Origin of the sequence: Rhodocyclus purpureus (genome assembly GCF_016653115.1) — a bacterium.
GTDB classification, from domain to species: Bacteria; Pseudomonadota; Gammaproteobacteria; order Burkholderiales; family Rhodocyclaceae; genus Rhodocyclus; species Rhodocyclus purpureus.
Genome location: NZ_NHRX01000009.1, coordinates 18,661 through 43,986, shown reverse-complemented (window position 1 = coordinate 43,986; position 25,326 = coordinate 18,661). Strand labels below are relative to the sequence as shown.

Here is a 25,326-nt window from a genome sequence, read left to right as displayed (position 1 = left end):
CGCTCGCATCCATGAAAAAGGCGCCGGTGGGAGCACCGGCGCCTCGTTCTTCCCGGAAGGCCGCGGGCCGGCTTAGTGGAACTGCTCTTCTTCGGTCGAGCCGGTCAGCGCGGTGACGCTCGACGTACCGCCCTGGATGACGGTGGTGACTTCATCGAAGTAACCGGTGCCGACTTCCTGCTGGTGCGAGACGAAGGTGTAGCCACGCTCGCGAGCGGCGAACTCGGGCTCCTGGACCTTCTCGACGTAGGCCGACATGCCGCGCGCGACGTAGTCCTGCGCCAGGTCGAACATGTTGTACCACATCGAGTGGATGCCGGCCAAAGTGATGAACTGGTACTTGTAGCCCATGGCGCCGAGTTCGCGCTGGAACTTGGCGATGGTCGCGTCGTCGAGGTTCTTCTTCCAGTTGAACGACGGCGAGCAGTTGTAGGCCAGGAGCTTGCCCGGGTGCTTGGCATGGACGGCTTCGGCGAACTTGCGCGCGAATTCCAGATCCGGCGTGCCGGTTTCGCACCAGACGAGGTCGGCGTATTCGGCGTAGGCGATGGCACGGGCGATGGCCTGGTCGATGCCCTTGCGCGTTTTGTAGAAGCCTTCGGCGGTGCGCTCGCCGGTGACGAAGGGAAGGTCACGCTCGTCGCAGTCGGAGGTCAGGAGGTCGGCAGCTTCGGCGTCGGTACGCGCGATGACCAGGGTCGGCACGCCGCAGACGTCGGCGGCGAAACGCGCGGCGATCAGCTTCTGCACGGCTTCCTGCGTCGGGACCAGCACCTTGCCGCCCATGTGGCCGCACTTCTTGACCGAGGCCAGCTGGTCCTCGAAGTGCACGCCGCCGGCGCCGGCGCGGATCATCGCCTTCATCAGTTCGAAGGCGTTCAGCACGCCGCCGAAACCGGCTTCGGCATCGGCGACGATCGGCGCGAAGTAGTCGATGTAACCGGCGTCACCGGCCTCGATCCCCTTCGAGTACTGGATCTCGTCGGCACGACGGAACGAGTTGTTGATGCGCTCGACAACCTTCGGCACCGAGTCGACCGGGTACAGCGACTGGTCGGGGTACATCGACGCGTACGAGTTGTTGTCGGCAGCGACTTGCCAGCCGGACAGGTAGATGGCCTTGACGCCGGCCTTGACCTGCTGCATCGCCTGGCCGCCGGTCAGCGCGCCGAGACAGTTGATGTAGGGCTCGTTGTTGACCAGGTTCCACAGCTTCTCGGCGCCGCGGCGGGCAACCGTGTATTCGATCGGGAAGGAGCCGCGCAGGCGGACCACTTCGGCGGCGGTGTAGCCGCGCTTGATGCCCTTCCAGCGCGGGTTCTCGGCCCAGTCTTTTTCCAGTGCGGCGATTTGTTGTTCGCGAGTGCTCATTTTTAATCCTCTAGCAAGCGTAGGTCGAAGAATTCGGTTCGACGCTGCCGGCGCGCTGGGAGAGGTAGCCCCCTTGCCGTTGGCCGATCGGGCCTTACGTCGATGGCCTGAGTATAGAGGCGTTCGTTTTGCTCAGTCAACAGTCTTATATAAGACAAAAGATATTTTTTGGGGTCGTGCGGACGAAAAAAAGCCGGCGCCCTGAACACAAGGCGCCGGCTCGGCAGGGGGGCGTCGGTGAAGCTCAGGCGAGCGCGTCGGGGCAGACGATGATTCCGTCCTCGTCGGCGCACAGCCATTCGCCGGGAAGGAAGGCGATGCCGGCGAAGGCGAGCGGCACGCCGATCTCGCCCTGTCCTCTCTTCACCGTCTTCAGCGGATGGGTGGCCAGCGCGCGCACGCCGAGGTCGATGGCGGCGATCGCCGCCGAGTCGCGGATGCAGCCGTTGACGACCACGCCTTCCCAGCCGTTCCTGTGCGCGAGTTCGGCGAGCTGGTCGCCGAGCAGCGCGCGCCGCAGCGAGCCGGCGCCGTCGATGACGAGCACCTGCCCCTTGCCGGGCGCCGAGACGATCTCGCGAACCTTCGAGTTGTCCTCGAAGCAGCGCAGGGTGACGATGCGTCCGGCAAAGGCGGGGCGCCCGCCATAGGCGCGCAGGATCGGCGAGGCCACGCGCAGCGAGCCGTCGGCGAGAAGCTCCTCGTTGGCGTCGAGCAGGTCGGCGGTGTGGTAGCTCATGCGACCGCCTCCGTCTCTTCGGCGAAGACGAGCTTCACCTTGCCTTCGTCGTCGGCATCGACCGTCACCTGGCCGCCGTTTGCCAGGCGGCCGAACAGCAGCTCGTCGGCGAGCGCCGCACGGATCGAGTCCTGGATCAGCCGCGCCATCGGCCGCGCGCCCATCAGCGGGTCGAAGCCCTTGCTGGCGAGGAAGGCCTTCAGCGCCTCGGTGAACACCACCTCGACCTTCTTCTCGTGCAGTTGCTCTTCGAGCTGCATCAGGAACTTGTCGACGACGCGCAGGATGATGTCGTGGTCGAGCGCGCGGAACGAGATGATCGCGTCGAGGCGGTTGCGGAATTCCGGCGAGAACAGGCGCTTGATGTCGACCATCTCGTCACCGGCCTGCTTGGCACTGGTGAAGCCCATGCTCGTCTTCTGGATCGCTTCCTGTCCGGCGTTGGTGGTCATGATGATGATCACGTTGCGGAAGTCCGCCTTGCGTCCGTTGTTGTCGGTCAGCGTGCCGTGGTCCATCACCTGCAGCAGGATGTTGTAGACGTCGGGGTGCGCCTTCTCGATCTCGTCGAGCAGCAGCACCGCGTAGGGCTTCTTGGTCACCGCCTCGGTGAGCAGGCCGCCCTGATCGAAGCCGACGTAGCCGGGCGGCGCACCGATCAGGCGCGACACCGCGTGCCGTTCCATGTACTCCGACATGTCGAAGCGGATCAGCTCGTTGCCGAGCGAGTAGGCGAGCTGGCGTGCGACCTCGGTCTTGCCGACGCCGGTCGGGCCCGAGAAGAGGAAGCTGCCGATCGGTTTGTCCGGGTTGCCGAGGCCGGAGCGCGCCATCTTGATCGCACGGGCCAGCGCGTCGATCGCCGGGTCCTGGCCGAAGACGACTGCCTTCAGGTCGCGGTCGAGGTTCTTCAGCGAGCTGCGGTCGTCGGTCGACACGTGCGCCGAGGGGATGCGCGCGATGCGGGCGACGATTTCCTCGATGTCCTGCTTGCCGATCATCTTCTTCTGCCTCGACTTGGGCAGGACGCGCTGCGCCGCGCCGGCTTCGTCGATCACGTCGATGGCCTTGTCGGGCAGGTGCCGGTCGGTGATGAAGCGCGCCGACAGTTCGACCGCCGAGGTGATTGCCGCCGCCGAGTACTTGATGCTGTGGTGGGACTCGAAGCGGGTCTTCAGCCCCTTCAGGATTTCGACGGTTTCGGCGATCGACGGCTCGCCGACGTCGATCTTCTGGAAACGCCGCGACAGCGCGTGGTCCTTCTCGAACACGCCGCGGTACTCCGTGTAGGTCGTCGCGCCGATGCACTTGATCTGGCCGTTGGAGAGGGCGGGCTTCAGCAGGTTCGACGCGTCGAGCGTCCCACCCGACGCCGAGCCGGCGCCGATCAGCGTGTGGATCTCGTCGATGAACAGGATCGCGTTCGGCGTCTCGGTGAGCTGCTTGATGACGGCCTTCAGGCGCTGTTCGAAATCACCGCGGTACTTGGTGCCGGCGAGCAACGCGCCCATGTCGAGCGCGAAGACGCGGGCGTTGGCCAGCACCTCGGGGATCTCGCCCTCGACGATGCGCCGCGCCAGCCCTTCGGCGATCGCGGTCTTGCCGACACCGGCCTCGCCGACCAGCAGCGGGTTGTTCTTGCGCCGCCGGCACAGGGTCTGGATGACGCGCTCGAGCTCGCGGTCGCGGCCGATCAGCGGATCGATGCGGCCCTGCTGCGCCAGCGCGTTGAGGTCCACCGTGTACTGTTCGAGCGGGCCGCCGCCGGTTGCGCTCTCGGCCTCGCGTTCTTCCTCGCCCTCGCGCTCCTGGCGCGGCGCCTTCGGCTGCACCTTGCTGACGCCGTGGGCGATGAAATTGACCACGTCGAGCCGCGTCACCTCCTGTTTCTGCAGGAAGTAGACCGCGTGCGAATCCTTCTCGCCGAAGATGGCGACGAGGACGTTGGCGCCATTGACCGCCTTCTTTCCCGACGACTGGACGTGCAGGATCGCGCGCTGGATGACTCGCTGGAAACCGAGCGTCGGCTGCGTGTCGATCTCGCTATCACCTTCGACGGTCGGCGTATGGTCGACGATGAAGGTGTTGAGGTCGGTGCGCATCTTGTCGATGTCGGCGCCGCAGGCGCGCAAGGCCTCCGCCGCCGAAGGGTTGTCGAGCAGCGCGAGCAGCAGGTGCTCGACGGTGATGAACTCGTGTCGCTTCTGTCTTGCCTCGACAAAAGCCATGTGCAGGCTGACTTCCAGTTCCTGGGCAATCATTCAGTTCTCCTCCATGACGCAAGCCAGCGGATGCTGGTGGGCGCGGGCAAAGGCGCTGACCTGTTCGACCTTGGTCGCTGCGACATCCTTCGCATAGATCCCGCACACGCCGCGTCCTTCGTTATGGACTTTGAGCATGATTCGAGTCGCTTGTTCGCGGTCTTTTGTGAAAAATTTCATCAGGACGAGGATGACGAAGTCCATCGGCGTGAAGTCGTCGTTGAGCAGCAGCACCTTGTAGAAGGGCGGCGGCGCCAGACGGGTACGCTCGGTGGCGAGCTGGGAAGAATCATGTTGATGCTGTTTGACCATGCGCGGATTCTAGCGGCTCTTCGTGAATCCGCAACCGCCCGCTGCGGCGCCGAAGCGCACGCTCGCGGCCGTCGCGGAGAAAAAATCGGGATTTTTCAGAAAATGCTTGACGCATGCCACCGAAATGGCGTACAAAGCCAGTCATGTTCTGGTTTGGAACGGGTCTTCGGGTTTCTCTTTCCGGATGCCGCGCGGGGCGTCGTTGAAGCCAAAACATGCGAGTCGGGCGATGCCCGGGTTCAGTCTTTTTTCAAGGAAGTAGCAATATGGCAACTGGTACTGTCAAGTGGTTCAACGACGCCAAGGGTTTCGGTTTCATCACGCCGGATGATGGGAGCGAAGACCTGTTCGCGCACTTCTCCGCGATCACCATGAGCGGATTCAAGACCCTCAAAGAGGGCGAGAAGGTTTCCTTCGACGTGACGCAAGGCCCCAAGGGCAAGCAAGCCTCGAACATTCAGCGCGCCTGATCTTTTTCCAGGCCCGCAAAACCCGCTGCAAGGCGGGTTTTTTTTCGCGTGCGCGTCGGGGCTGGCGGAAACGATTGGAAACAGAAGCAGGGCACCGCCGGGGCGTCAGCAGCGGGCGAGTCCGGTATCATGCGAGGATGACCAGCAAGCGTTCATGGCGCGCACGGATCCTTCACGGGAGAGCCCTCGCGCTCGCCCTGGCCGGGCTGCTCGCCGGCGGCTCGCTGCTCGTTGCCCAGGCTGCCGACGAACTGCCCGATCTCGGCGAGTCGGCGCGCGCCGATCTCTCGCCGCAGCTCGAAAGACGCATCGGCGTCGGCATCATGAACGACATCAGGCTGAACGAGCCGAGCTACCTCGACGACGCGGAAATCAGCGACTATCTCAATCGCCTGGGCAGCCGCCTGGTCGCCGCCAGCACGAATCCGATGGGTGAGTTCCTGTTCTTCGCGCTCAGGGACAACATGGTCAACGCCTTTGCGATGTTCGGCGGCTTCATCGGCGTCAATACCGGGACCATCCTCACCGCGCAGAGCGAATCGGAACTCGCCGGCGTGCTCGCCCACGAGATCGCGCACGTCACGCAGAGCCATCTCGCGCGGCAGATCGCGCGGCAGAAGCAGGATTCGATCGCCAGCCTGATCGCGATGGCGGTCGGCATCCTGGCCGCGCGTTCGAACGCGAACGCGGGAGGCGCGGCGATCGCCGCGTCGCAGGCCGGGGCGGTGCAGGCGCAACTCGCCTATACCCGGGACTTCGAACGCGAGGCCGACCGTTTCGGCTATCAGGCGCTGGAAAAGGCCGGCTTCGACGTGCGCGGGATGGGGGATTTCTTCGCCCGCCTGCAGAAGGCCGGGCGGCTCTACGAGAGCAACGCGCCGGTCTATCTGCGCTCGCACCCGCTCACGCTCGAGCGCCTCTCCGACATGGAGAATCGTGCGCAGAATGCGCCCTACCGGCAGGTGGTCGACAGCGCCGATTTCCAGCTCGTTCGCGCCAAGCTGCGCGCACAGCAGGGAACGGTGCGCGAGGCGGTGAGCGATTTCGAGTCGCAGCTGGCCGAACGCAAGTTCTCGTCCGAACTGGCGGCGCGTTACGGGCTGGCGCGCGCCTTGCTGCGCGACCGTGACGTCGCCGGCGCGCAGCGGGAAATGGACAGGACGCTGCGCCTTGCCCGCGAGCAGCGGGTCGCCTCGCCGCTGCTCGCCGGGCTGGCCGGCGAGATCCGCAGCGCGGCCGGCGACGGTGCCGGCGCGCTGGCGATCTACCGTGACGCCCAGCAGCGTTTCCCGCAGGCGCGCGCGCTCGCTTACGCCTACGCCGACACCTTGTTCGCCGGCAAGCAGCACGCGGCGGCGCTGCGCTTCCTCGAAGCGCAGCTGCAGCTCCATCCGGGAGACTTCAGGCTCTACCAGTTGCAGGCGCAGAACTTCGCGGCGCAGGGCAAGCGCCTGCAGCAACACCGCGCGCTCGCCGAGTTCCATGCCCTGCAGGGCGACCTCGGTCGCGCGGTCGAGCAACTGCAGATCGCGCAAGGCGCTGCCGACGGCAATTTCTTCGAACTTTCCGTGGTCGACGCGCGTCTGCGAGAATTGCGCCGCCTGCAGGCCGAAGAGGCGAAGAGCCGCAACAAGTAGCGCCTGCCCGACCCGCCGCGTTCCCCGGCGCTTTATTGCATCAACTGCTCAGGATACACCCCACCCATCATGGAATTCGATCGCGACCTCGACGTCACCACCCTGAAATGTCCCTTGCCGATCCTGCGCACCAAGAAAGCGCTGGCGGAGATGGATTCGGGACAGATCCTGCGCGTGCGCGCGACCGACCCCGGCGCGCCGCGCGATTTCGAAGCCTTCGCCAGGCAGACCGGCAACGCGCTGCTCGACAGCGGCGAGGAAGACGGCGTCTTCGTCTTCCGTTTCAGGCGTAAATAGGGAGCTGTAGGCAATAAAAAGCGGGGGACGGCATTATTCATGCCGTCCCCCGCTTCGTAAGTAAGGGGGCAGTATGAGCCATACTGTCCCCTGCCTTTTATAAGCGCGCGAGCTGCGGGCGCAGCTTGTCGAGCGTCGCCGAGAAGTCGGCGAGCCGGCGCCGCTCCTGGTCGACGACCTTCTCCGGCGCGCGCGCGACGAAGCGCTCGTCGGCCAGCTTCTTCTCGGCCTTGGCGATCTCGCCTTCGAGGCGGGTGATCTCCTTCTGCAGGCGCTCGCGCTCGGCGGCGACGTCGATCTCGACCTTGAGCATCAGCCGCGTCTCGCCGGCGACGGCGACCGGTGCCGCGGCGTCCTCGGGCAGCGACTCGACGATGCTGACTTCCGAGAGCTTGCCGAGCGCCTGCATCCACGGAGTGAAGGCGGCCAGGCGCGTGGCGTCACCGCTGGCGACGAGCGGCGTCTTCTGTGCCGGCGAAATCCCCATCTCGCCGCGCAGGTTGCGGCAGGCATAGACCAGTGCCTTCAGTTCGGCGATGTCCGCCTCGGCCTCATCGTCGATCTTCGCCGCGTCCGCCTGCGGATAGGCGGCAAGCATCACCGAGCTCTCGCCCTGGCGGCCGGCGATCGGTGCCACCGTCTGCCACAGTTCCTCGGTGATGAACGGGATCAAGGGGTGCGCGAGGCGCAGCGCCGCTTCGAGCACGCCGATCAGCGTGCGCCGTGCGCCGCGCGCGGCCGCCTCGTCGCCCGACTGGATCTGCACCTTGGCGAGTTCGACGTACCAGTCGCAGAACTCGTCCCAGACGAACTCGTAGATCTCGCGGGCGAGCAGGTCGAAGCGGTAGTCGGCGTAGTGCTTCTCGACCGCTGCGGCGCAGCGCTGGAAGCGGCTCTCGATCCAGCGGTCGGCGGCGGAGAGGGTGAAGGCTGCGTTACTGTCGAAGCCCAGATCCTGCCCCTCGCAGTGCATCAGCGCGAAGCGCGTCGCGTTCCACAGCTTGTTGCAGAAGTTGCGGTAGCCCTCGCAGCGCGCCAGGTCGAACTTGATGTCGCGACCGGGGCTGGCCAGCGACAGGAAAGTGAAGCGCAGGGCGTCCACGCCGAAGGCCGGGATCCCCTGCGGGAATTCCTCGCGCGTGCGCTGCTCGATCTGCACCGCCTGCTTCGGGTTCATCAGGCCGGTGGTGCGCTTCTGCACCAGTTCCTCGATGCCGATGCCGTCGATCAGGTCGATCGGGTCGAGCACGTTGCCCTTCGACTTGCTCATCTTCTGGCCTTCGGCATCGCGGATCAGGCCGTGCACATAGACGTCGCGGAAGGGGATCTTGCCGGTGATGTGCTTGGTCATCATCACCATGCGCGCCACCCAGAAGAAGATGATGTCGAAGCCGGTGACCAGCACCGAAGACGGCAGGTAGAGGTCGAGCGCCGGGTTCGACTTCTCCGGCCACTCCGGGGTCCAGTCGAGCGTCGAGAACGGCCACAGCGCCGACGAGTACCAGGTGTCGAGCACGTCGGGGTCGCGCGTCAGCGGACCCGCGTAACCGGCGCGGTCGGCCTGCGCGCGCGCCTCGGCCTCGTCGTGCGCCACGTAAACATTGCCGTTCTCGTCGTACCACGCGGGGATCTGGTGTCCCCACCAGAGCTGGCGCGAGATGCACCAGTCCTGGATGTTGTTGAGCCACTGGTTGTAGGTGTTGACCCAGTTCTCGGGAATGAAGCGGATCTCTCCCGAGGCGACGCATTCGAGCGCCTTCTCGGTGATCGACTTGCCGTCCGAATTTGGACCCACTCCCGGCTTGCTCATGGCGACGAACCACTGGTCGGTGAGCATCGGCTCGATGACGACGCCGGTACGGTCGCCGCGCGGCACCTTGAGCTTGTGCTTGTCGGTCTTCTCCAGCAGTCCCAGGGCTTCGAGGTCGGCGACGATGGTCGTGCGCGCGGCGAAGCGGTCCATGCCGCGGTACTTCCCGGGCGCGTTGTCGTTGATCTTCGCGTCGAGCGTCAGGATCGAGATGATCGGCAGCTGATGGCGCTGGCCGACCGCGTAGTCGTTGAAGTCGTGCGCCGGCGTCACCTTGACGCAGCCGGTGCCGAATTCGAGGTCGACGTAGGCGTCGGCGATGATCGGGATTTCGCGATCGGTGAGCGGCAGCTTCACCGTCTTGCCGATCAGGTGCTGGTAGCGCGCATCCTCGGGATGCACCATCACCGCGGTGTCGCCGAGCATGGTCTCCGGACGCGTCGTGGCGACGGTCAGCGACCCCGATCCGTCGGCGAGCGGGTAGCGGATGTGCCACAGGAAACCGTCTTCTTCCTCGCTCACCACTTCGAGGTCGGAAACCGCCGTGTGCAGCTTCGGGTCCCAGTTGACCAGGCGCTTGCCGCGGTAGATCAGCCCTTCCTCGTAGAGGCGGACGAAGGTCTCGGTGACGATCTTGGAGAGGCCCGCGTCCATCGTGAAGCGCTCGCGCGACCAGTCGGGGCTGGTGCCGAGGCGGCGCATCTGGCGCGTGATGGTGTTGCCCGAATATTCCTTCCACTCCCAGACCTTTTCGAGGAACTTCTCGCGGCCCAAGTCGTGGCGCGAGACGCCCTGCGCGTCCAGCTGGCGCTCGACGACGATCTGCGTCGCGATGCCGGCGTGGTCGGTGCCCGGCTGCCACAGCGTGTTGTCGCCGCGCATGCGGTGGTAGCGCGTCAGCGCGTCCATGATCGCTTGGTTGAAACCGTGGCCCATGTGCAGGGTGCCGGTGACGTTGGGCGGCGGCAGAAGGATGCAGAAGGCGTCCTGCTTGGCGGTGTCGAGGCCGGCCTTGAAGTGTCCGGCGGCTTCCCACTGGGGATACCAGCGGCGCTCGATGTCGGCCGGTTCGAAACTTTTGGCGAGGGTCATGATGGCGGAAGAGAAAAGAGGGGGGCAGGCAGCCGGGCGCGGCGATGGCGCTGCCGGCGCGAAAACCCGCGATTATACCGGAGCCGCCCCGGCGGCAGCTTCAGCCGCGGCCGGCCAGGTCGAAGAACGACACCGCGAAGCCGAGCTCGCGGTAGCGGCGGACGCGCTCACGGCCGCGCGCCCTGACCTCCGGATCGTCACCGACGACTTCGATGATCGAGGCGAAGCGCCCGGCGCCGGCGGGGATGTCGGCGCCGAGGTTGAACAGGCGCTCGCACTGCGGCGGCGCGTCGAGATTGTCCGTGATCAGCACCGCCGTCTCGCCAGCGAGCGGCGAGTCGGCGCGCACGTGCGCGACGAAGCTGCCAGGCGGGTGCAGCCACAAGGCCCGGTCGAGCGCGTCGGCGATCGCTGCGTCGGGCGCGTGGATGAGCAGCGGCTTCTTCTTCGCGAAGGCCTTGCCGATCAGGCTCGCCGCCGCGGCGATGGGATCGCTGGCGTTGTGGTAGAAGAAGACCTGCGTCACTGGCGTCTGCCTCTACCTGTGTCGATGCGGTGCCCGTCCGTCAAAGGGCAAGCCCGGCGTGCTGCAGGAGGTAGTGCGCTAGCAGCGAGACCGGCCGCCCGGTGGCACCCTTGTCGGCGCCGCTCTTCCAGGCGGTGCCGGCGATGTCGAGGTGGGCCCACTCGTATTTCTTCGTGAAGCGCGAGAGGAAGCAGGCCGCGGTGATGGCGCCGCCCCAGCGGCCGCCGATGTTGGCCATGTCCGCGAAGGGGCTCTTCAGCAGTTCCTGGTAGTCGTCCCACAGCGGCAACTGCCAGGCGCGGTCGTTCGCAGCCTCGCCGGCAGCGAGGAGTTCGTGCGCAAGCGCCTCGTCGTTGGCAAACAGGCCGCTGGCGACGTGGCCCAGGGCGACGACGCAGGCGCCGGTGAGCGTGGCGACGTCGATGACTGTCTTCGGTGCGAAGCGTTCGGCGTAGGTGAGCGCGTCGCAGAGGATCAGCCGGCCTTCGGCATCGGTGTTGAGGATCTCGATCGTCTGCCCGGACAGCGAGGTGACGATGTCGCCGGGGCGGGTCGCGTCGCCGCTCGGCATGTTCTCGGCGGTCGGGACGATCACCGAGAGGTTGAGCGGCAGCTGCAGTGCCGCGCAGGCCTTGAGCACGCCGAGCACGGTCGCGGCCCCGCACATGTCGTACTTCATCTCGTCCATGTCGGCGCCCGGCTTGAGCGAGATGCCGCCGCTGTCGAAGGTGATTCCCTTGCCGACGAGGACCAGCGGCGCTTCTCCTTCCTTGCCGCCACGGTAGTGCGCGACGATCAGCTTCGGCGCCTGCCGCGAGCCGCGGCCGACCGCCAGCAGTGCATTCATCCCGAGCGCTTCCATCTCGGGGGCTTCGAGCACCTCGCAGTCGAATCCGTATTCCTGCGCCAGCGCCTGCGCGGTGGCGGCGAGGTGCGCCGGCGTGCAATGGTTGGCCGGCAGGTTGCCGAGGTCGCGCGTCAGCGCAATGCCTTCGCCGATGCCGATCCCCTGCGCCAGCGCGACTTCGGCCGCAGCGACGTCGGCACGCTTGTCCACGGCAAAGCCGATCCTGCGCAGGCGATGACGGGCTTCGTCCTGCTTGCTCTTGAAGCGGTCGAAACGGTAGATCGTCTCCCGCGCGACGATCGTCGCCTGCCGGATCCGCCAGGCCAGGCTGCGTTTCCTGAGGTCGAGCAGGGTGAGGTAGAGGACTGCATCGGTGGCGCCGCTGTCATTGAGTGTCTTCACTGCGCAGCGGATCGCTCGGGCGTACTCCCTGGCGCGGAACTCCTTTTCCTTGCCGAGACCGACGAGCAGCACGCGCTCGCACAGTGTTCCCGGAACTTGGTGCAGCATCAGCGTCGAACCGGCCTTACCGTCCATGTCGCCGCCGCGGAGGACCTTCTCGAGGTACTCGCCAGCGGCCTTGTCGAGCGCCTGGGCGGGGGCGGAGAGTTTGCGCGATTCGAAGACGCCGACGACGACGCAGGCGCTGCGCTGCTTCTCCGGACTGCCGCTTTTTATGCTAAATTTCACGCCCCGACCCTCCGTCAGTGAAGTTTCCTGCAAACAATTATCACTGCTGTATTTCGCTAAAGTCAAAAGATGATCTTTCATCGCGCCGTCCGGCGCGAGCTGACACACTCGGCGGCGGGCGTGTTCGTCGCGCTGTTCGCCATCATGGCGACGACCCAGTTGATCCGCCTGCTGGCCGAGGCGGCCGCAGGCAAGGTGTCTCCCGGGGCGGTGGTCGCGCTGCTCGGCTTTACGGCGCTCAACTACCTGCCGATCCTGCTGTCGCTGGCGATGTTCGTCGCCATCCTGCTGACGCTCTCGCGCTGCTATCGCGATTCGGAGATGGTGGTCTGGTTTTCCTCCGGGCTGTCGCTGACCGCGTGGGTGCGGCCGGTGCTCGTCTTCGCTGCGCCGCTGCTGTTCGCGATCGCCGTGCTCTCCTTCTTCCTGTCGCCGTGGGCACTGTCGCAGAGCGCCGAGTTCCGCCAGAAGCTGAGCGCGCGTGCCGATGTCTCGCAGGTCTCGCCAGGTGCTTTCCAGGAAGCCAGGAACGCCGAGCGGGTGATCTTCGTCGAGGCTGTCGCCGATGACGCGAGCCTGGTCCGCAACGTCTTCGTCAGTTCGCTGCAGAACCAGCGTCTCGGCGTGACCATGGCGGCGACCGGGCGTCAGGAGACCGCGGCCAACGGCGATCGCTTCATGGTGCTCGAGAACGGGCGCCGCTACGAGGTGGAGCCCGGGACGGCCGAGTTCCGCATCCTCGAATTCGACCGCTACGCGCTGCGCATCGAAACGCGGGAGGCGCAGGGCATCGAGCGCACGCCGCGCTACCTGTCCACGCGCGACCTGATTCGCAATCCGCAGCCTGACAACCAGGCCGAACTGCTCTGGCGGATCGGCATCCCGCTGTCGACGGTCGTCCTGATCCTGCTGGCGATTCCCCTGTCCTTCGTCAATCCGCGCGTCGGTCGCTCGGCCAACCTGTTCCTGGCGCTGTGTCTTTACATGATCTACAGCAACCTCTTGTCGATCAGCCAGGCCTGGGTGGCGCAGGGCAAGCTGTCGTTCGTGCTCGGCACGCTCTCGGTGCACCTCCTGATGCTGGCGCTGTTGCCGATACTCTTTTACCGGCGCATCGCCGTCACTTCGATCCTGCGCCGATGAAGATCTATCAGCGTTACCTGCTGCGCGAGACGAGCGGGGCGGTCCTCCTCGTCCTCGTCGCCTTCCTCGCCCTGTTCGGCTTCTTCGACATGATCGCCGAGTTGAAGGACGTCGGTCGTGGCGGTTACGAATTGCGGCACGCGGTGCTCTACGTTCTCCTGCGCCTGCCCGGGCGGACCTATGAACTGATGCCGGTGGCGGTGCTGATCGGCACGCTCTACGGGCTGTCCACGCTGGCGCGGCATTCCGAGATCACCGTGCTGCGCGTCTCCGGTTTGTCGACGCGCGGGCTGCTCGGCAGCCTGTTCGTCGTCGCGGCGATAGCCGCGGTCGCCACCTTCGTCATCGGCGAATTCGTCGCGCCCCCGGCCGAGCGCGCCGCCAACCAGCAGCGGCTGAAATCGGTCGGCCGCGTCGTCGCGCAGGACTTTCGCACCGGCCTCTGGGTGAAGGACGAGCGGACCTTCGTCAATGTCGGCTCCGTATCCCCCGACGCGCGCCTGAGCAAGATCCGCATCTACGACTTCGACGAGCAGGCCAGGCTGCGCGCGGTGAGCGAGGCGCAGTCAGGCGAGTATGCGGGTGATTCCACCTGGCGCCTCTCCGGCGTCGTGCAGACCCTGCTCGACGGCGACCGGGCGCAGGTCGAGAGGAAGCCCGAGATGCTGTGGCGCTCGGCGCTCAATCCCGACATCCTCTCGGTACTGCTGGTCGTTCCCGAGCGCATGTCGCTCACGAACCTCACCGCGTACATCGGGCATCTGGCGGACAACCGCCAGAAGACCGAGCGCTACGAAATCGCGCTGTGGAAGAAGCTCGTCTATCCGCTCGCCGCCTTCGTCATGGTCGCGCTGGCGCTGCCCTTCGGCTACCGTCACGACCGCGTCGGCGGCGTCAGCCTGAAGATCTTCTCCGGGGTGATGATCGGGATCCTCTTTCACATGCTCAACGGCCTCTTCTCGAGCCTCGGTGTGATCAACAATTGGCCGCCGTTCGCCAGCGCCGTCGCCCCGTCGGCGATCTTCCTGCTCGCAGCGATGGCGATGATCGCCTGGGTCGAGCGGCGCTAAAAGTTACCTGGGGACAGTATGTTTCATATTGTCCCCGTCACACTTTGACCCTTATGCGCGTGCCGGCGATGCGGTCGTGCAGGAACTGGCGGTCGCGGTCGAACAGGGCCCAGAGGATGCCGATTCCGCCGAGCAAGAGGCTCGGATAGCAGAGCGTGTAGCGCAGCAGCACCTGCCCCCAGCGGACCGGGCCGCCGCTCGCGTCGCACAGTTGCAGGCGCCAGGTCTTCATCGCCAGGGTCTGGCCGCCGTGCGTCCAGCACCAGCCGAAATAGAGCAGCAGGGTGAGGAAGAAGTGCGCGCGCACGATCGCCGGCGACGGCGCGTGCTGCGCGAAGGTGGCAAACGCCCATTGCGGTAGCACCAGCAGGAAGAGCAGTACCGCGAGCAAGAGCATCAGTTCATAGGCCATGCTGGCCAGGCGCCGGGCGATGCCCGGGGCTGCTTCGTCTTTATCGATCATCACGGAAGTGTAGGAGTCTGCTCGGAAGCAGCAGGTGGGGCCGCCATCGTCGAGGCAGGCGGGGGGTCGCTGGCGGGTTTGGCCGCGGCGGCTGACGCGGGCGCCGGCAGGGGCGTCGGGAGCTGCACGCCCGCCGGTGGCGCGTGCCGACTCGTCCGCTGAGTTGCGGCCGGCCGCGCGGCTTGTGCCGCCTGCTGCTGCAGACGGCGTTTCTCGTCTTCGGGGAGGTTCGAGTAGGCCTCCCACTTTTCCTTCAGTTCCTGCTTCTGTTCGGGTGGCAGCCGGGTCACCGTCTGGTATCTCTCACGCGCGGCCTGTCTTTGCTGCGGCGTCAGGCGTGCCCAACGGTACATCTGTACCTGGACGCGCGCCTGTTCTTCGGGCTTCATCGTCGCGAAGCGCTGAGCAATTCCCAGCCACTTCTTGCGCCGATAGTTTTCCATGTTGTTCCAGTCACTGGCCAGCGGCACCAGGATCTTTTGCTGCTCGACGCTCAGTTCGCTCCACTTCGGTTGCGGTGGCGTGGCGACGACGCCAGGCGCGACGCCGCCGGCGGGCGCCGCCCAGACGACAGAACACAGACCCAGCGCTATTGCTCCGTGGAGGAGTCTTTTAACCATGTGGCGAAGCCTTGGTCAGTGAGCGCCTCGACGGGAAGGTCGTCGGCGAGCAGCGCGCTGTCGATCTCTTCCATCTCGGCGACGCTTTGCTCGGCGTTCCAGTAGGTGGTCAGCGCGATGCCGAGCGCGAGCAGGACGGCGATCAGGATCTGGTCGATATGGAAACGATCGAAGTGCGAGTGGAAGTAATCGCCGACCGAGGCCAGCCTGGAGTGGCGAACGATTACGCGCTGCCGTTCCAGCGCGCGCTCTCGCGCCGCACGCAGACATTCGCCGGTTTCCGGGGGTAGTTCGTGCAGTCCGCGGTTCAGGCGCAGCCTGAGCTGCCGGGCGAACTGCAGTTCTTCGGATTCGTTCATAAGCTCACTCCCTTTGCTGCGAGCGCCGCCGCCAGCGTGTGCGTGGCGCGCGAGCAATGCGTCTTGACGCTGCCTTCCGAGCAGCCCATCGCCTGGGCGGTTTCGGCAACGTCCATTTCCTCCCAGTAACGCATGAGGAAGGCTTCGCGTTGACGGGGCGGCAGCGCCATGATTTCTTTTTCGATCAGTTCGAGGACCTGCGCCTGCTCGAAGCGCGCGTGCGGGGTCTCGCGCGACTCGCTGCCGGCCTGCGTCTGCAGCGTTTCAAGCGGGTCGTGCTCGTCGTCGTCGTCGTTCGGCGACAGCGCCGAGAACAGCGTCGTCCATAAGGAGCGCACCTTGCTGCGCCGGTAGAAGTCGCGGATCGTGTTCTGCAGGATGCGCTGGAAGAGCATCGGCAACTCGGTCGCAGGCCGCTCACCGTAGTTCTCGGCCAGCTTCATCATGGAATCCTGGACGATGTCGAGCGCGGCTTCCTCGTTATGCACGGCGAACATCGCCTGCTTGAAGGCGCGGCGTTCGCTGGCGGCAAGAAAATCGGACAGTTCGCGTTGGCTGGCCAGGGGGGGATTCCTTTGAGAAACCGGCGGTCGCGGCCTGTTTTGCGCCTCCTCTGGTGGCGTGCACCTTGACCAAACGGTGCTCAGGCATTAACGTAAGCGGCTTTTTCGAGCACTCAGCTTGCTAGGGCGACGGCTATGATGATGACCGGTGCGGAGATTGTAATCAGGTCCCTCCAGGAAGAAAAGGTCGAGTACGTTTTCGGCTATCCGGGCGGTTCAGTTCTCCATATTTACGACGAGTTGTTCAAGCAGGACAAGGTCAAGCATGTTCTGGTCCGCCATGAACAGGCTGCCGTGCATGCTGCCGACGGTTTTGCGCGTTCCTCGCACAAGGTCGGCGTCGCGCTGGTGACTTCCGGCCCCGGCGCGACCAACGCCGTCACCGGCATCGCCACCGCGTACATGGACTCGATCCCGCTGGTGGTGATCACCGGCCAGGTGCCGACCGACTACATCGGCTCGGACGCGTTCCAGGAATGCGACACGGTCGGCATCACGCGCCCCTGCGTCAAGCACAACTTCCTGGTCAAGGACGTGCGTGATCTCGCGTCGACCATGAAGAAGGCTTTCTACATCGCCAATACCGGCCGTCCCGGACCGGTGGTCGTCGATATCCCGAAGGACGTGACCGCGGCGAAGTGCGAGTTCGAGTACCCGAAGACGATCCAGATGCGCTCGTACAACACGGTGGTCAAGGGGCACCTCGGGCAGATCCGCAAGGCGGTGCAACTGCTGCTCGAAGCCAAGCGGCCGATGGTGTACACGGGCGGCGGCGTCATCCTCTCGAACGGTTCCGAGCAGTTGACCAAGCTCGTGCGCCGTCTCGGTTTCCCGATCACCAACACGCTGATGGGCCTCGGTGCCTATCCGGCCAACGACCGCCAGTTCCTCGGCATGCCCGGGATGCACGGCACGGTCGAGGCCAACCTGTCGATGCAGAACTGTGACGTCCTGCTCGCCATCGGTGCGCGCTTCGACGACCGCGTCATCGGCAACCCCGACCACTTCGGCGAGGTACCGCGCAAGATCATCCACATCGACATCGACCCCTCGTCGATCTCCAAGCGCGTCAAGGTCGACGTGCCGATCGTCGGCAACGTTCCCGACGTGCTCGAGGAGATGCTGCGCCTGCTCGAAGCCGACAACGCCAAGCCCGACGAGAAGGCGCTCGCCGAATGGTGGGAGCGCATCGCCGAGTGGCGTGCGAAGGACTGCATGAAGTACTCGACCAAGGGCGAGCACATCATGCCGCAGTACGTGATCGAGAAGCTGCGCGAGATCACCGGCGGCGAGGCGATCGTCACTTCCGACGTCGGCCAGCACCAGATGTGGGCCGCGCAGTACTACGGCTTCACGGAGCCGCGCCGCTGGCTCAACTCGGGCGGCCTCGGCACCATGGGCGTCGGCCTGCCCTACGCGATGGGCGCCAAACTGGCCAATCCGGACAAGCAGGTGGTCTGCGTCACCGGCGAGGGCTCGATCCAGATGAACATCCAGGAGTTGTCGACGGCCAAGCAGTTCCGCCTGCCGATCAAGATCATCAGCCTCAACAACCGCTACCTCGGCATGGTGCGGCAGTGGCAGGAAATGTTCTACAGCAGCCGCTACTCGGGTTCGTACATGGACTCGCTGCCCGACTTCGTCAAGCTCGCCGAGGCCTACGGCCACATCGGCATCCGCGTCGAGAAGCCCGAGGACGTCGAGCCGGCGCTCAGGAAGGCATTCATCGAGCACAAGGACGAACTGGTCTTCATCGATTTCCAGACCGATCCTGCGGCCAACGTCTTCCCGATGGTGGCGGCCGGCAAGGGCCTGTCGGAAATGATTCTGGCTGAAGATCTGTAAGGGGCGAGCACATGCGACACATCATTTCGATCCTCCTGGAAAACGAAGCCGGCGCGCTGTCGCGCGTCGCCGGTCTGTTCTCCGCACGCGGCTACAACATCGAGTCGCTGACCGTCGCGCCGACCGAAGACGCTTCGCTGTCGCGGATGACGATCGTCACCACGGGTTCCGAGGAAATCCTCGAACAGATCACCAAGCAGTTGAACAAGCTCATCGACGTCGTCAAAGTCGTCGACCTGTCGGAAGCCGCGCACATCGAGCGCGAGCTGATGCTGATCAAGGTCCGCGCCGCCGGCAAGGACCGCGAGGAGATGAAGCGCATGGCGGACATCTTCCGCGGCCGCATCATCGACGTCACCGAATCGACCTACGTGATCGAACTCACCGGTGCCGGAGGCAAGCTCGACGCCTTCATCCAGGCGCTCGACGGTAGCCTCATCCTCGAAACCGTTCGTACCGGCGTCAGCGGCATCGGCCGCGGCGACCGCATCCTCAAGGTTTGAGTCGACGTGGCGGCCGCTGCCGGCCGTCGCGCGCGCTCCTCCCGCTCGCTCATTCACGTGCTCACGCACCAGAAAGGAACACCATGAAAGTTTATTACGACAAGGACGCCGACCTCTCGCTGATCAAGGGCAAGCAGGTCACCATCGTCGGCTACGGCTCGCAAGGCCACGCCCACGCGCAGAACCTCAAGGAATCCGGCGTCAATGTGACGGTAGGCCTGCGCCGCGACGGCGCTTCGTGGAAGAAGGCTGAAGCCGCCGGCCACAACGTCAAGGAAGTCGCCGCAGCCGTCAAGGAAGCCGACGTCGTCATGATCCTGCTGCCCGACGAGTCGCAGCCCGACGTGTATAAGAACGACATCGAGCCGAACATGAAGAAGGGCGCTGCGCTCGCCTTCGCGCACGGCTTCAACGTGCACTACAACCAGATCGTCCCGCGTGCCGACCTCGACGTGATCATGATCGCGCCGAAGGGCCCCGGCCACACGGTGCGCTCCGAGTACCTGAAGGGTGGCGGCGTGCCGACGCTGATCGCCGTCTACCAGGACCAGTCGGGCAAGGCCAAGGACCTGGCGCTGTCGTACGCGGCGGCCAACGGCGGCACCAAGGGTGGCGTCATCGAGACCAACTTCCGTGAAGAGACCGAAACCGACCTCTTCGGCGAACAGGCCGTCCTCTGTGGTGGCGCCGTCGAACTCGTCAAGATGGGCTTCGAGACCCTGGTCGAAGCCGGCTACGCGCCGGAGATGGCCTACTTCGAGTGCCTGCACGAGCTGAAGCTGATCGTCGACCTGATGTACGAAGGCGGCATCGCCAACATGAACTACTCGGTCTCGAACAATGCCGAGTACGGCGAGTACGTCACCGGCCACGAGGTCATCAACGACGCTTCGCGCGAAGCGATGCGCAAGGCCCTGAAGCGCATCCAGACCGGCGAGTACGCGAAGATGTTCATCCTCGAGGGCAAGACCAACTACCCGAGCATGACCGCTTACCGTCGCCTCAACGCCGCGCACCCGATCGAGCAGGTCGGCGAGAAGCTGCGCGACATGATGCCGTGGATCAAGAAGAACAAGCTGGTCGATCAGTCGAAGAACTAAGCATTACATTTCCTGGGGACGGTATGAATAATACTGTCCCGGAGTTTAAAGGGCAGCATGATTCATACTGTCCCATGCGGGCACGGCCGTCAGGTCGTGCCCGCTGTCGTTTGCAGCCTGCTCCGTCCGGCGCGCTGGCCGCTTGCCGCAAGCCGCGGCGAAAAGGTGTATGCTTGCCCGCTGACCGATTTGGCCGAATCCGCCTGAACATGCCCGACATCAAACCCCGCAAGACACTCTTCAATCCCGAACTGCGTCGCCGCGGCATCTACGTCCTCCCCAACCTGTTCACGACCGCGTCGTTGTTCTGCGGTTTCTTCGCCGTCGTCCAGGCGATGAAGGGGAACTTCGAGCAGGCAGCGGTTGCGATCTTCGTCGCCATGGTCCTCGACGGACTCGACGGTCGCGTTGCCCGCCTGACGCGCACGCAGAGCGCCTTCGGCGCCGAGTACGACTCGCTCTCCGACATGGTCTCCTTCGGCGCTGCGCCGGCGCTGGTGATGTACGAATGGGCCTTGAAGGACATGGGCCGCATCGGCTGGATCGCCGCCTTCATCTACTGCGTCGGCGCCGCGCTCAGGCTGGCGCGCTTCAACACCACGCTCGAAGTGGCCGACAAGCGCTACTTCCAGGGGCTGCCGAGTCCGGCGGCGGCAGCGCTGGTCGCCGGCTGCGTCTGGGTGGCGATCGACAACGGCATCGCCGCCTTCGACGTGCGCTGGATCGCCTGCGCGGTGTTGATCTACGCCGGCTGCACGATGGTCACCAATGTCCGCTTCTACAGCTTCAAGGACATCAACCTGCGCCGCAGCGTCCCCTTCGTCGCCGTCGTCGCGATGGCGTTTGCGATGGCGATCATCGCCTACGACACGCCGGTGGCGCTGCTCCTGCTCTTCGTCGCGTATTCGCTCTCCGGCTACGTTCAGGCGGCGATTCGCCTCGCGCGCAGGAAGACCCCGGCCAGGTCCTGAGCCGCAGCACCGGGGCGCACCGCTCAGTCGCTCGCCGGGGCCACGGGAGGCGGGAAGCGCATTTCGACCGCGGTCCCGCCTAGCTCGGCCGATTCGCCGATGCTGACCGTTGCGCCGTGCTGCGCAGCGATCCGGCGCACGATCGCCAGGCCGAGGCCGCATCCTTCACGCTGGTTTCCCGGCAGCCGGAAGAAGCGCTCGAACACCTGCTGGCGCGCTGCGGGCGGAATCCCCGGTCCGCTGTCCTCGACGCGCAGGACGACGCTGCCGGCTTCGCTGCCGACGCTGACATTGACCGTGCCCGGCGCGGGCGTGTAGCGGATCGCGTTGTCGATCAGGTTGGCGATCGCTTCCTCGAGCAGCAGGCGCGAGCCGCTGACACGCGCCGCTTGCAGCGCGAAGCCGAGGTCGATGCCCGCGGCGAAGGCGCGCGGCAGCATCGTTTCGGCGACCTGGCGCACGCACTCGTCGAGCTCGACCGACGTCGTCGCGGCCTGCGCGCCCGGTTCGGCGCGCGCCAGCGCGAGCAGCTGCCGTACCAGGTGCGCCAGCCGCTGTACCGCCGCCAGCGCGGTTGCCAGCGCTGCCGTCTGCTCGCCCTCGGTCGTGCGCAGCGCCAGTTCGATCTGCGCCTGCAGTGCGGCGATCGGCGTGCGCAGTTGATGCGCGGCGTCGGAGACGAAGTGTCTCTGCGCGTCGAGCGAGTCGTCGAGGCGCTGCAGGAGTGCGTCGAGTTCGGCGACGAGCGGGGCGATTTCCTCGGAAAAAGGTCCGTCCTCGATCGGGCGCAGGTCGGTCGGCGAGCGGCGCGAGAGCTGGCGGCGCAGCTCGTCGAGCGGACGCAATCCCGAGCGGACGCCGAACCAGACCAGCGCCAGCGTCGCAATCACCAGCGCGAGTTCCGGCAGCAGCATGCCGAGTTGCACTTCCCACGCCAGATTGTTGCGCTTGATCAGTGTCTCGGCGACGAGCACGGTCAGCGGAATGCCCTCGCGTTCGGTGAACAGCGCGGCGACGCGCAGGGGGCGGCCGTCGATCGCCGCGTCGTAATAGACGCGCTGCTCGGCTCCCGGCGCGACTGCGGGCGGCAGCAGCTTGTCGTTGCCGGCAATGTCCTGCCCGTCGGCGCCGAGCACGCGGAAGAAGATCTCGTCGTCCTTGTCGGTGAGCAGGATTTCCTGCGCCGCGTGCGGCAGGATCAGGCTCGGCTTGCCGTCGACGACGCGGATCTGGCCGGCGAGCGCCAGCGCGCTGTCGAGCAGCGCCCGGTCGTAGGCGTGAACGGCACTGCGCAGCGCCACCGAGTAGGCGACCAAGGCGCCGGCGACGATCAGCAGCAGCATCGCCGGCAACAAGCGCAGCAGCAACTGTCGGCGCAGGCTAGGCGGTCGGGCCATTGCCGGCTTCGAGGTAGTAGCCGAGGCCGCGCACGGCGCGGATGACGACGCCGGCCGGTTCGAGCTTGGCGCGCAGGCGCGAGATCGACTTCTCGACGGCGTTCGGAGTGATTTCCTCGTCCCAACCGTAGAGCGAGGCGATGATCTGTTCCTTGCTGACGACGCGGTTGGGGCGGGCCGCGAGAAATTCGAGCGCAGCCCATTCGCCCGCCGTCAGGTCGAGCGGGGTGTCGGCGAGCCAGGCGCGCTTGCCGACGGTGTCCACGCGCAGCGCCCCGATCGTCAGTATCGGCTCGGGCGTCGCGCGACCGCGGCGGATCAGCGCGCGCACCCGCGCCTCGAGTTCCGAGAGCGCGACCGGCTTGACCAGATAATCGTCGGCGCCCAGATCGAGCAGGCGCACGCGTTCCTCGAGTGCCTCGCGCGCCGACAGGATCAGCACCGGTAGCCGTTGCCGGCGCTCGCGCAGCCGGCGCAGCACCTCCCCGCCCTCAAGCCCGGGCAGTCCCAGGTCGAGGATGACGAGGTCGTAGTCCTGGCCGGTGAGCCATTGGTCGGCCTGTCTGCCGTCGCTGACCCAGTCGACGACGTACGCGGACTGGCGCAGTGCGCGCAGCAGTCCGTCGGCCAGCATGCTATCGTCTTCAATGAGAAGCAGGTGCATCGTCAGTCATCGGTCAGCGAGGCTGCCTAGAATACCAGCGTTGGGCTTGGCGACCTTCGCCATGAACCCGACATCAATCGGGAAAGGACGCAATGCAGCTTCGGCGCAGCCTGGCGATGACCTCACTGTTGTGTTGCTGCCAGCTTGCTGCCGGCGCCGCGGCTGGGCCGGGCTTGCCGGCGCTTGCGGCAGCTTCTGTCGCGAGTGAGGTGCCCGGCGGGCGGAGCGAACTGCTCCTTTCGTTCGCCGAGGCCGAACGCCGCTGGCGTGAGCGCAGCCGCGAGTTGCGCCTTGCCGAGGCGGCTGTCAGCGGTGCCGAGGCGGATCTGCGCAGCGCGGACAGGGCGCCGAATCCACAGGCCTCGCTCAACCTCGCTTCGATCAGCCCGCAGGAAGGCTTCGGCGCGGGCTCGCTGCGCGACAAACGGATGGACAGCATCCTGCGCGTGGAGCAGGTGTTCGAGCGTGGCGGCAAGCGTGAACTGCGCCGGCAGGCCGCCGACGCGATGCTGCAGGCGGTGCGGGACGATCGCGACGATGTCGCGCGCCAGCAACTGCAAGCGCTGACCAGCGCTTACTACGGGTTGCTGTTCGCCCAGGAAGCCGAAGGGATCGCCGCCGACACCGCCGCGCTCTACCGCAGGAGCGTGGCGACGAGCGAGCTGCGCCATCGTGCCGGCGACATCTCCGGCGCCGACCTGTCGCGCCTGCGCGTCGAGCAGCAGCGTGTCGAGAACGATGCGCGCCAGGCCCAGGCCGCGAGCATGCGGGCGCGGGTCGCGCTCGCCTACCTGATTGGCGAGGAGGGGAATGCCGCGCGCCTCGTCGCCAGCGACGGGTGGCCTGCGCCGGGCGAGGGCGCCGATGCCGGCAGCGCCGATCCGGCGCAGCGTGCCGACGTCCGCGCCGCGCTGGCACGTCTCGAAGCCGCCGGGAAGGCCCGCGATCTGGCGCGCTCGCTGAAGACGCGCGACCTCAGCCTCGGCCTGCAGTTCGAGCGCAACCAGCAGAACCTGCCCGGCAACAGCTTCGGCGTCGGCGTCAGCGCGCCGCTGTTCGTGAACCATGAGTACGAGGGCGAGATCGCGCGTGCCGAGGCCGATTTGCAGATGGCACGGGAATCCCTCGGGCAGACCCGGGCGCAGGCGCAGGGCGAGATCGAGCAGGCGGCAGCGGACCTCGCCGCCAGTCGCGAACGTCGCCTGCGCCTCGAAGGCGGGCTGCTCGCCGATGCCGAGCGCGTCCTCCGCGCGGCCGAGTTCGCCTATGCGCGCGGCGCGAGCAGCCTGCTCGAACTGCTCGACGCGCGCCGCACCTGGCAGCAGGTCCAGCTGGAAGCCGCCAACGCCCGCGCCGACCATGCCCGCGCGCTCGCCGCCTGGCGCGCAGCGAGCGCGCAGTGAGCCTGCGCATCAGCGAAGAACGGGAACGAACCGCCGATGAACACCAGGAACAACCTCGCCCTCGCAGCCGCGGCCGTCGCCTTGCTCGCCGCAGCAGCCTATCTCTGGCAAACCCACGTCAGCCCTCCGGCCGCGGTCGAAGCGGCGCCGCCGCCCGCGATCCAGGTCGAGGGCGGGCGGACGTTGCGCATCCAGCCCGGTGCGCCGCAGCTTTCCTACCTGCACATCGAGGCGGTCGCGGCCTTGCCTGCCCCGCTGATCGAGGCGCTCAACGCCCGCGTCGCCTACGACGACAATGTCACCGCGCGCGTCTTCGCGCCGGCGGCCGGGCGCATCCTGGCGCTGCCGGTGCAGGCCGGCGATGCCGTCGCCGCCGGCGCGCGGCTCGCCGTTCTCGACATTCCCGATTACGCCGACCTCCACAAGGCGGACGCCGAACTGCGCCTGCGCCGGGCGGCGTTCGAGCGCGCCCGCCTGCTCTTCGAGCACGACGCGATCGCGCGCAAGGAGGTCGAGTCCGCCGAGAACGAGCTGGCCGCCGCCGGCGCCGAGTCGGAGCGCGCGCATGCGCGGCTGCGCAACCTGCGCCCGCTGGCCGCGCAGGGCGGATTCGCGTTGAACTCACCCCTGGCGGGAATCGTCACCGAGCGCCAGGCCAACCCCGGCATGGAGGTGCGTCCCGACCAGGACAAGCCGCTCTTCGTCGTCAGCGACCCCTCGCGACTGTGGGTGATCGCCGAACTGCCGGAGAAGGATCTGGCCAGGGTGCGCGTCGGCCAGTCGGTCGGCATCGAGGTCGATGCCTGGCCGCAGAAGAGCTTCCCCGGTCGCGTCCTCGCCGTCGGCGACGTCGTCGACCCACAGTCGCGGCGGGTGCCGGTGCGCTGCGCGGTGGAGAATCCCGAACGCCTCTTGAAGCCCGAGATGTTCGCGCGCGTGACGCTGGAGAGCGAAGGCAGGCACCTGCCGCGGGTCCCGAACAAGTCGATCGTCACCGAGGGCGTTAACGACTTCGTCTTCGTCGAAAAGGAAGCCGGCGTGATCGAGAAGCGCCAGGTCAGGCTTTCCTGGCGCGGGCACGAGGCGAGCTTCGTCGGCGAGGGGCTGAGTGCCGGCGAGCGCGTCGTCACCACCGGTGCGCTGCTGCTCAACGCCGAACTGTCCGGCAACTGA

23 protein-coding genes and 1 pseudogene are annotated in these 25,326 nt (G+C 66.3%); 11 read left to right on the top strand and 13 right to left on the bottom strand.

Annotated elements, in window-relative coordinates; all coding sequences use genetic code 11:
- Positions 1 to 72 precede the first annotated feature (72 nt).
- From aceA to clpS, 4 genes are all read right to left on the bottom strand, one after another.
- Complete coding sequence (gene aceA / locus CCR84_RS01080) at positions 73 to 1,371, bottom strand: isocitrate lyase (protein WP_201209085.1); 1,299 nt, start codon at positions 1,369 to 1,371, stop codon at positions 73 to 75.
- Positions 1,372 to 1,615: 244 nt separating this feature from the next.
- The gene (gene rraA / locus CCR84_RS01075) at positions 1,616 to 2,110 is read right to left on the bottom strand and encodes a ribonuclease E activity regulator RraA (protein ID WP_201209084.1); all 495 of its coding nucleotides are present in this window, start codon (positions 2,108 to 2,110) and stop codon (positions 1,616 to 1,618) included.
- On the bottom strand, positions 2,107 to 4,371 hold the full coding sequence (gene clpA, locus CCR84_RS01070; RefSeq protein ID WP_201209083.1) for an ATP-dependent Clp protease ATP-binding subunit ClpA: 2,265 nt from the start codon (positions 4,369 to 4,371) through the stop codon (positions 2,107 to 2,109). Before clpA ends, rraA begins: the two co-directional genes overlap by 4 nt.
- Positions 4,372 to 4,683: an ATP-dependent Clp protease adapter ClpS gene (clpS, locus tag CCR84_RS01065; protein ID WP_201209082.1), complete on the bottom strand. Its 312-nt coding sequence runs from the start codon at positions 4,681 to 4,683 to the stop codon at positions 4,372 to 4,374. It abuts the gene before it with no gap.
- Positions 4,684 to 4,949: 266 nt separating this feature from the next.
- Between clpS and CCR84_RS01060 the strand changes: the two genes are divergently transcribed.
- From CCR84_RS01060 to CCR84_RS01050, 3 genes are all read left to right on the top strand, one after another.
- The gene (locus CCR84_RS01060) at positions 4,950 to 5,153 is read left to right on the top strand and encodes a cold-shock protein (protein WP_201209081.1); all 204 of its coding nucleotides are present in this window, start codon (positions 4,950 to 4,952) and stop codon (positions 5,151 to 5,153) included.
- A 137-nt stretch (positions 5,154 to 5,290) separates the two neighbouring features.
- Positions 5,291 to 6,790, top strand: coding sequence for a M48 family metalloprotease (locus tag CCR84_RS01055; protein ID WP_201209080.1), 1,500 nt, complete (start codon positions 5,291 to 5,293; stop codon positions 6,788 to 6,790).
- A 69-nt stretch (positions 6,791 to 6,859) separates the two neighbouring features.
- Positions 6,860 to 7,087, top strand: coding sequence for a sulfurtransferase TusA family protein (locus CCR84_RS01050; protein ID WP_201209079.1), 228 nt, complete (start codon positions 6,860 to 6,862; stop codon positions 7,085 to 7,087).
- Between the two features lie 97 nt (positions 7,088 to 7,184).
- Here CCR84_RS01050 and CCR84_RS01045 read toward each other — a convergent pair whose 3' ends face one another.
- The 3 genes from CCR84_RS01045 to CCR84_RS01035 all read right to left on the bottom strand — a co-directional run bounded on the left by CCR84_RS01045 (position 7,185) and on the right by CCR84_RS01035 (position 12,052).
- Positions 7,185 to 9,989, bottom strand: coding sequence for a valine--tRNA ligase (locus tag CCR84_RS01045; RefSeq protein ID WP_201209078.1), 2,805 nt, complete (start codon positions 9,987 to 9,989; stop codon positions 7,185 to 7,187).
- A gap of 100 nt (positions 9,990 to 10,089) precedes the next feature.
- Positions 10,090 to 10,515: a DNA polymerase III subunit chi gene (locus CCR84_RS01040; RefSeq protein WP_201209077.1), complete on the bottom strand. Its 426-nt coding sequence runs from the start codon at positions 10,513 to 10,515 to the stop codon at positions 10,090 to 10,092.
- A gap of 40 nt (positions 10,516 to 10,555) precedes the next feature.
- A complete protein-coding gene (locus CCR84_RS01035; protein ID WP_201209076.1) occupies positions 10,556 to 12,052 on the bottom strand; it encodes a leucyl aminopeptidase in 1,497 nt (498 codons plus the stop codon).
- A gap of 69 nt (positions 12,053 to 12,121) precedes the next feature.
- Between CCR84_RS01035 and lptF the strand changes: the two genes are divergently transcribed.
- Complete coding sequence (gene lptF, locus CCR84_RS01030; RefSeq protein ID WP_201209075.1) at positions 12,122 to 13,195, top strand: LPS export ABC transporter permease LptF; 1,074 nt, start codon at positions 12,122 to 12,124, stop codon at positions 13,193 to 13,195.
- Positions 13,192 to 14,265, top strand: a complete 1,074-nt coding sequence (gene lptG / locus CCR84_RS01025) for an LPS export ABC transporter permease LptG (protein WP_201209074.1) — start codon at positions 13,192 to 13,194, stop codon at positions 14,263 to 14,265. The genes lptF and lptG overlap by 4 nt, the downstream gene beginning before the upstream one ends.
- Before the next feature lie 37 nt (positions 14,266 to 14,302).
- Here lptG and CCR84_RS01020 read toward each other — a convergent pair whose 3' ends face one another.
- Genes CCR84_RS01020 through CCR84_RS01005 form a run of 4 tightly spaced genes read right to left on the bottom strand, consistent with a single transcriptional unit; the run spans position 14,303 to position 16,270 of the window.
- Positions 14,303 to 14,728 (bottom strand): RDD family protein, encoded by a 426-nt coding sequence (locus CCR84_RS01020; protein ID WP_201209119.1) that lies wholly within the window; start codon positions 14,726 to 14,728, stop codon positions 14,303 to 14,305.
- Entirely contained in the window at positions 14,728 to 15,348 is a 621-nt protein-coding gene (locus CCR84_RS01015) for a DUF3106 domain-containing protein (protein ID WP_201209073.1), read from the bottom strand. Before CCR84_RS01015 ends, CCR84_RS01020 begins: the two co-directional genes overlap by 1 nt.
- A complete protein-coding gene (locus tag CCR84_RS01010; RefSeq protein WP_201209072.1) occupies positions 15,318 to 15,707 on the bottom strand; it encodes a DUF3619 family protein in 390 nt (129 codons plus the stop codon). Before CCR84_RS01010 ends, CCR84_RS01015 begins: the two co-directional genes overlap by 31 nt.
- On the bottom strand, positions 15,704 to 16,270 hold the full coding sequence (locus CCR84_RS01005) for an RNA polymerase sigma factor (RefSeq protein ID WP_201209118.1): 567 nt from the start codon (positions 16,268 to 16,270) through the stop codon (positions 15,704 to 15,706). The genes CCR84_RS01010 and CCR84_RS01005 overlap by 4 nt, the downstream gene beginning before the upstream one ends.
- Before the next feature lie 111 nt (positions 16,271 to 16,381).
- Here CCR84_RS01005 and CCR84_RS01000 point away from each other — a divergent pair.
- The 4 genes and pseudogenes from CCR84_RS01000 to pssA form a co-directional block, all read left to right on the top strand.
- Positions 16,382 to 18,115 (top strand): annotated as a pseudogene (locus CCR84_RS01000) (acetolactate synthase 3 catalytic subunit); the annotation flags it as partial.
- Positions 18,116 to 18,126: 11 nt separating this feature from the next.
- Positions 18,127 to 18,618, top strand: a complete 492-nt coding sequence (ilvN, locus tag CCR84_RS00995) for an acetolactate synthase small subunit (protein ID WP_201209070.1) — start codon at positions 18,127 to 18,129, stop codon at positions 18,616 to 18,618.
- An 83-nt stretch (positions 18,619 to 18,701) separates the two neighbouring features.
- Positions 18,702 to 19,718 carry a ketol-acid reductoisomerase gene (ilvC, locus tag CCR84_RS00990; protein ID WP_201209069.1) on the top strand — a complete coding sequence of 339 codons (1,017 nt, stop codon included), beginning with the start codon at positions 18,702 to 18,704 and terminating at the stop codon, positions 19,716 to 19,718.
- A gap of 209 nt (positions 19,719 to 19,927) precedes the next feature.
- Positions 19,928 to 20,689 carry a CDP-diacylglycerol--serine O-phosphatidyltransferase gene (pssA, locus tag CCR84_RS00985; protein WP_201209068.1) on the top strand — a complete coding sequence of 254 codons (762 nt, stop codon included), beginning with the start codon at positions 19,928 to 19,930 and terminating at the stop codon, positions 20,687 to 20,689.
- A gap of 23 nt (positions 20,690 to 20,712) precedes the next feature.
- Here pssA and CCR84_RS00980 read toward each other — a convergent pair whose 3' ends face one another.
- Positions 20,713 to 22,086 (bottom strand): sensor histidine kinase, encoded by a 1,374-nt coding sequence (locus tag CCR84_RS00980; RefSeq protein WP_201209067.1) that lies wholly within the window; start codon positions 22,084 to 22,086, stop codon positions 20,713 to 20,715.
- Positions 22,070 to 22,750 carry a response regulator gene (locus CCR84_RS00975; RefSeq protein ID WP_201209066.1) on the bottom strand — a complete coding sequence of 227 codons (681 nt, stop codon included), beginning with the start codon at positions 22,748 to 22,750 and terminating at the stop codon, positions 22,070 to 22,072. Before CCR84_RS00975 ends, CCR84_RS00980 begins: the two co-directional genes overlap by 17 nt.
- Positions 22,751 to 22,866: 116 nt before the next feature.
- Between CCR84_RS00975 and CCR84_RS00970 the strand changes: the two genes are divergently transcribed.
- Together CCR84_RS00970 and CCR84_RS00965 are read left to right on the top strand one after the other, a co-directional pair.
- Positions 22,867 to 24,153, top strand: a complete 1,287-nt coding sequence (locus CCR84_RS00970) for a TolC family protein (RefSeq protein ID WP_201209065.1) — start codon at positions 22,867 to 22,869, stop codon at positions 24,151 to 24,153.
- Between the two features lie 36 nt (positions 24,154 to 24,189).
- Positions 24,190 to 25,326 carry an efflux RND transporter periplasmic adaptor subunit gene (locus CCR84_RS00965; RefSeq protein ID WP_201209064.1) on the top strand — a complete coding sequence of 379 codons (1,137 nt, stop codon included), beginning with the start codon at positions 24,190 to 24,192 and terminating at the stop codon, positions 25,324 to 25,326.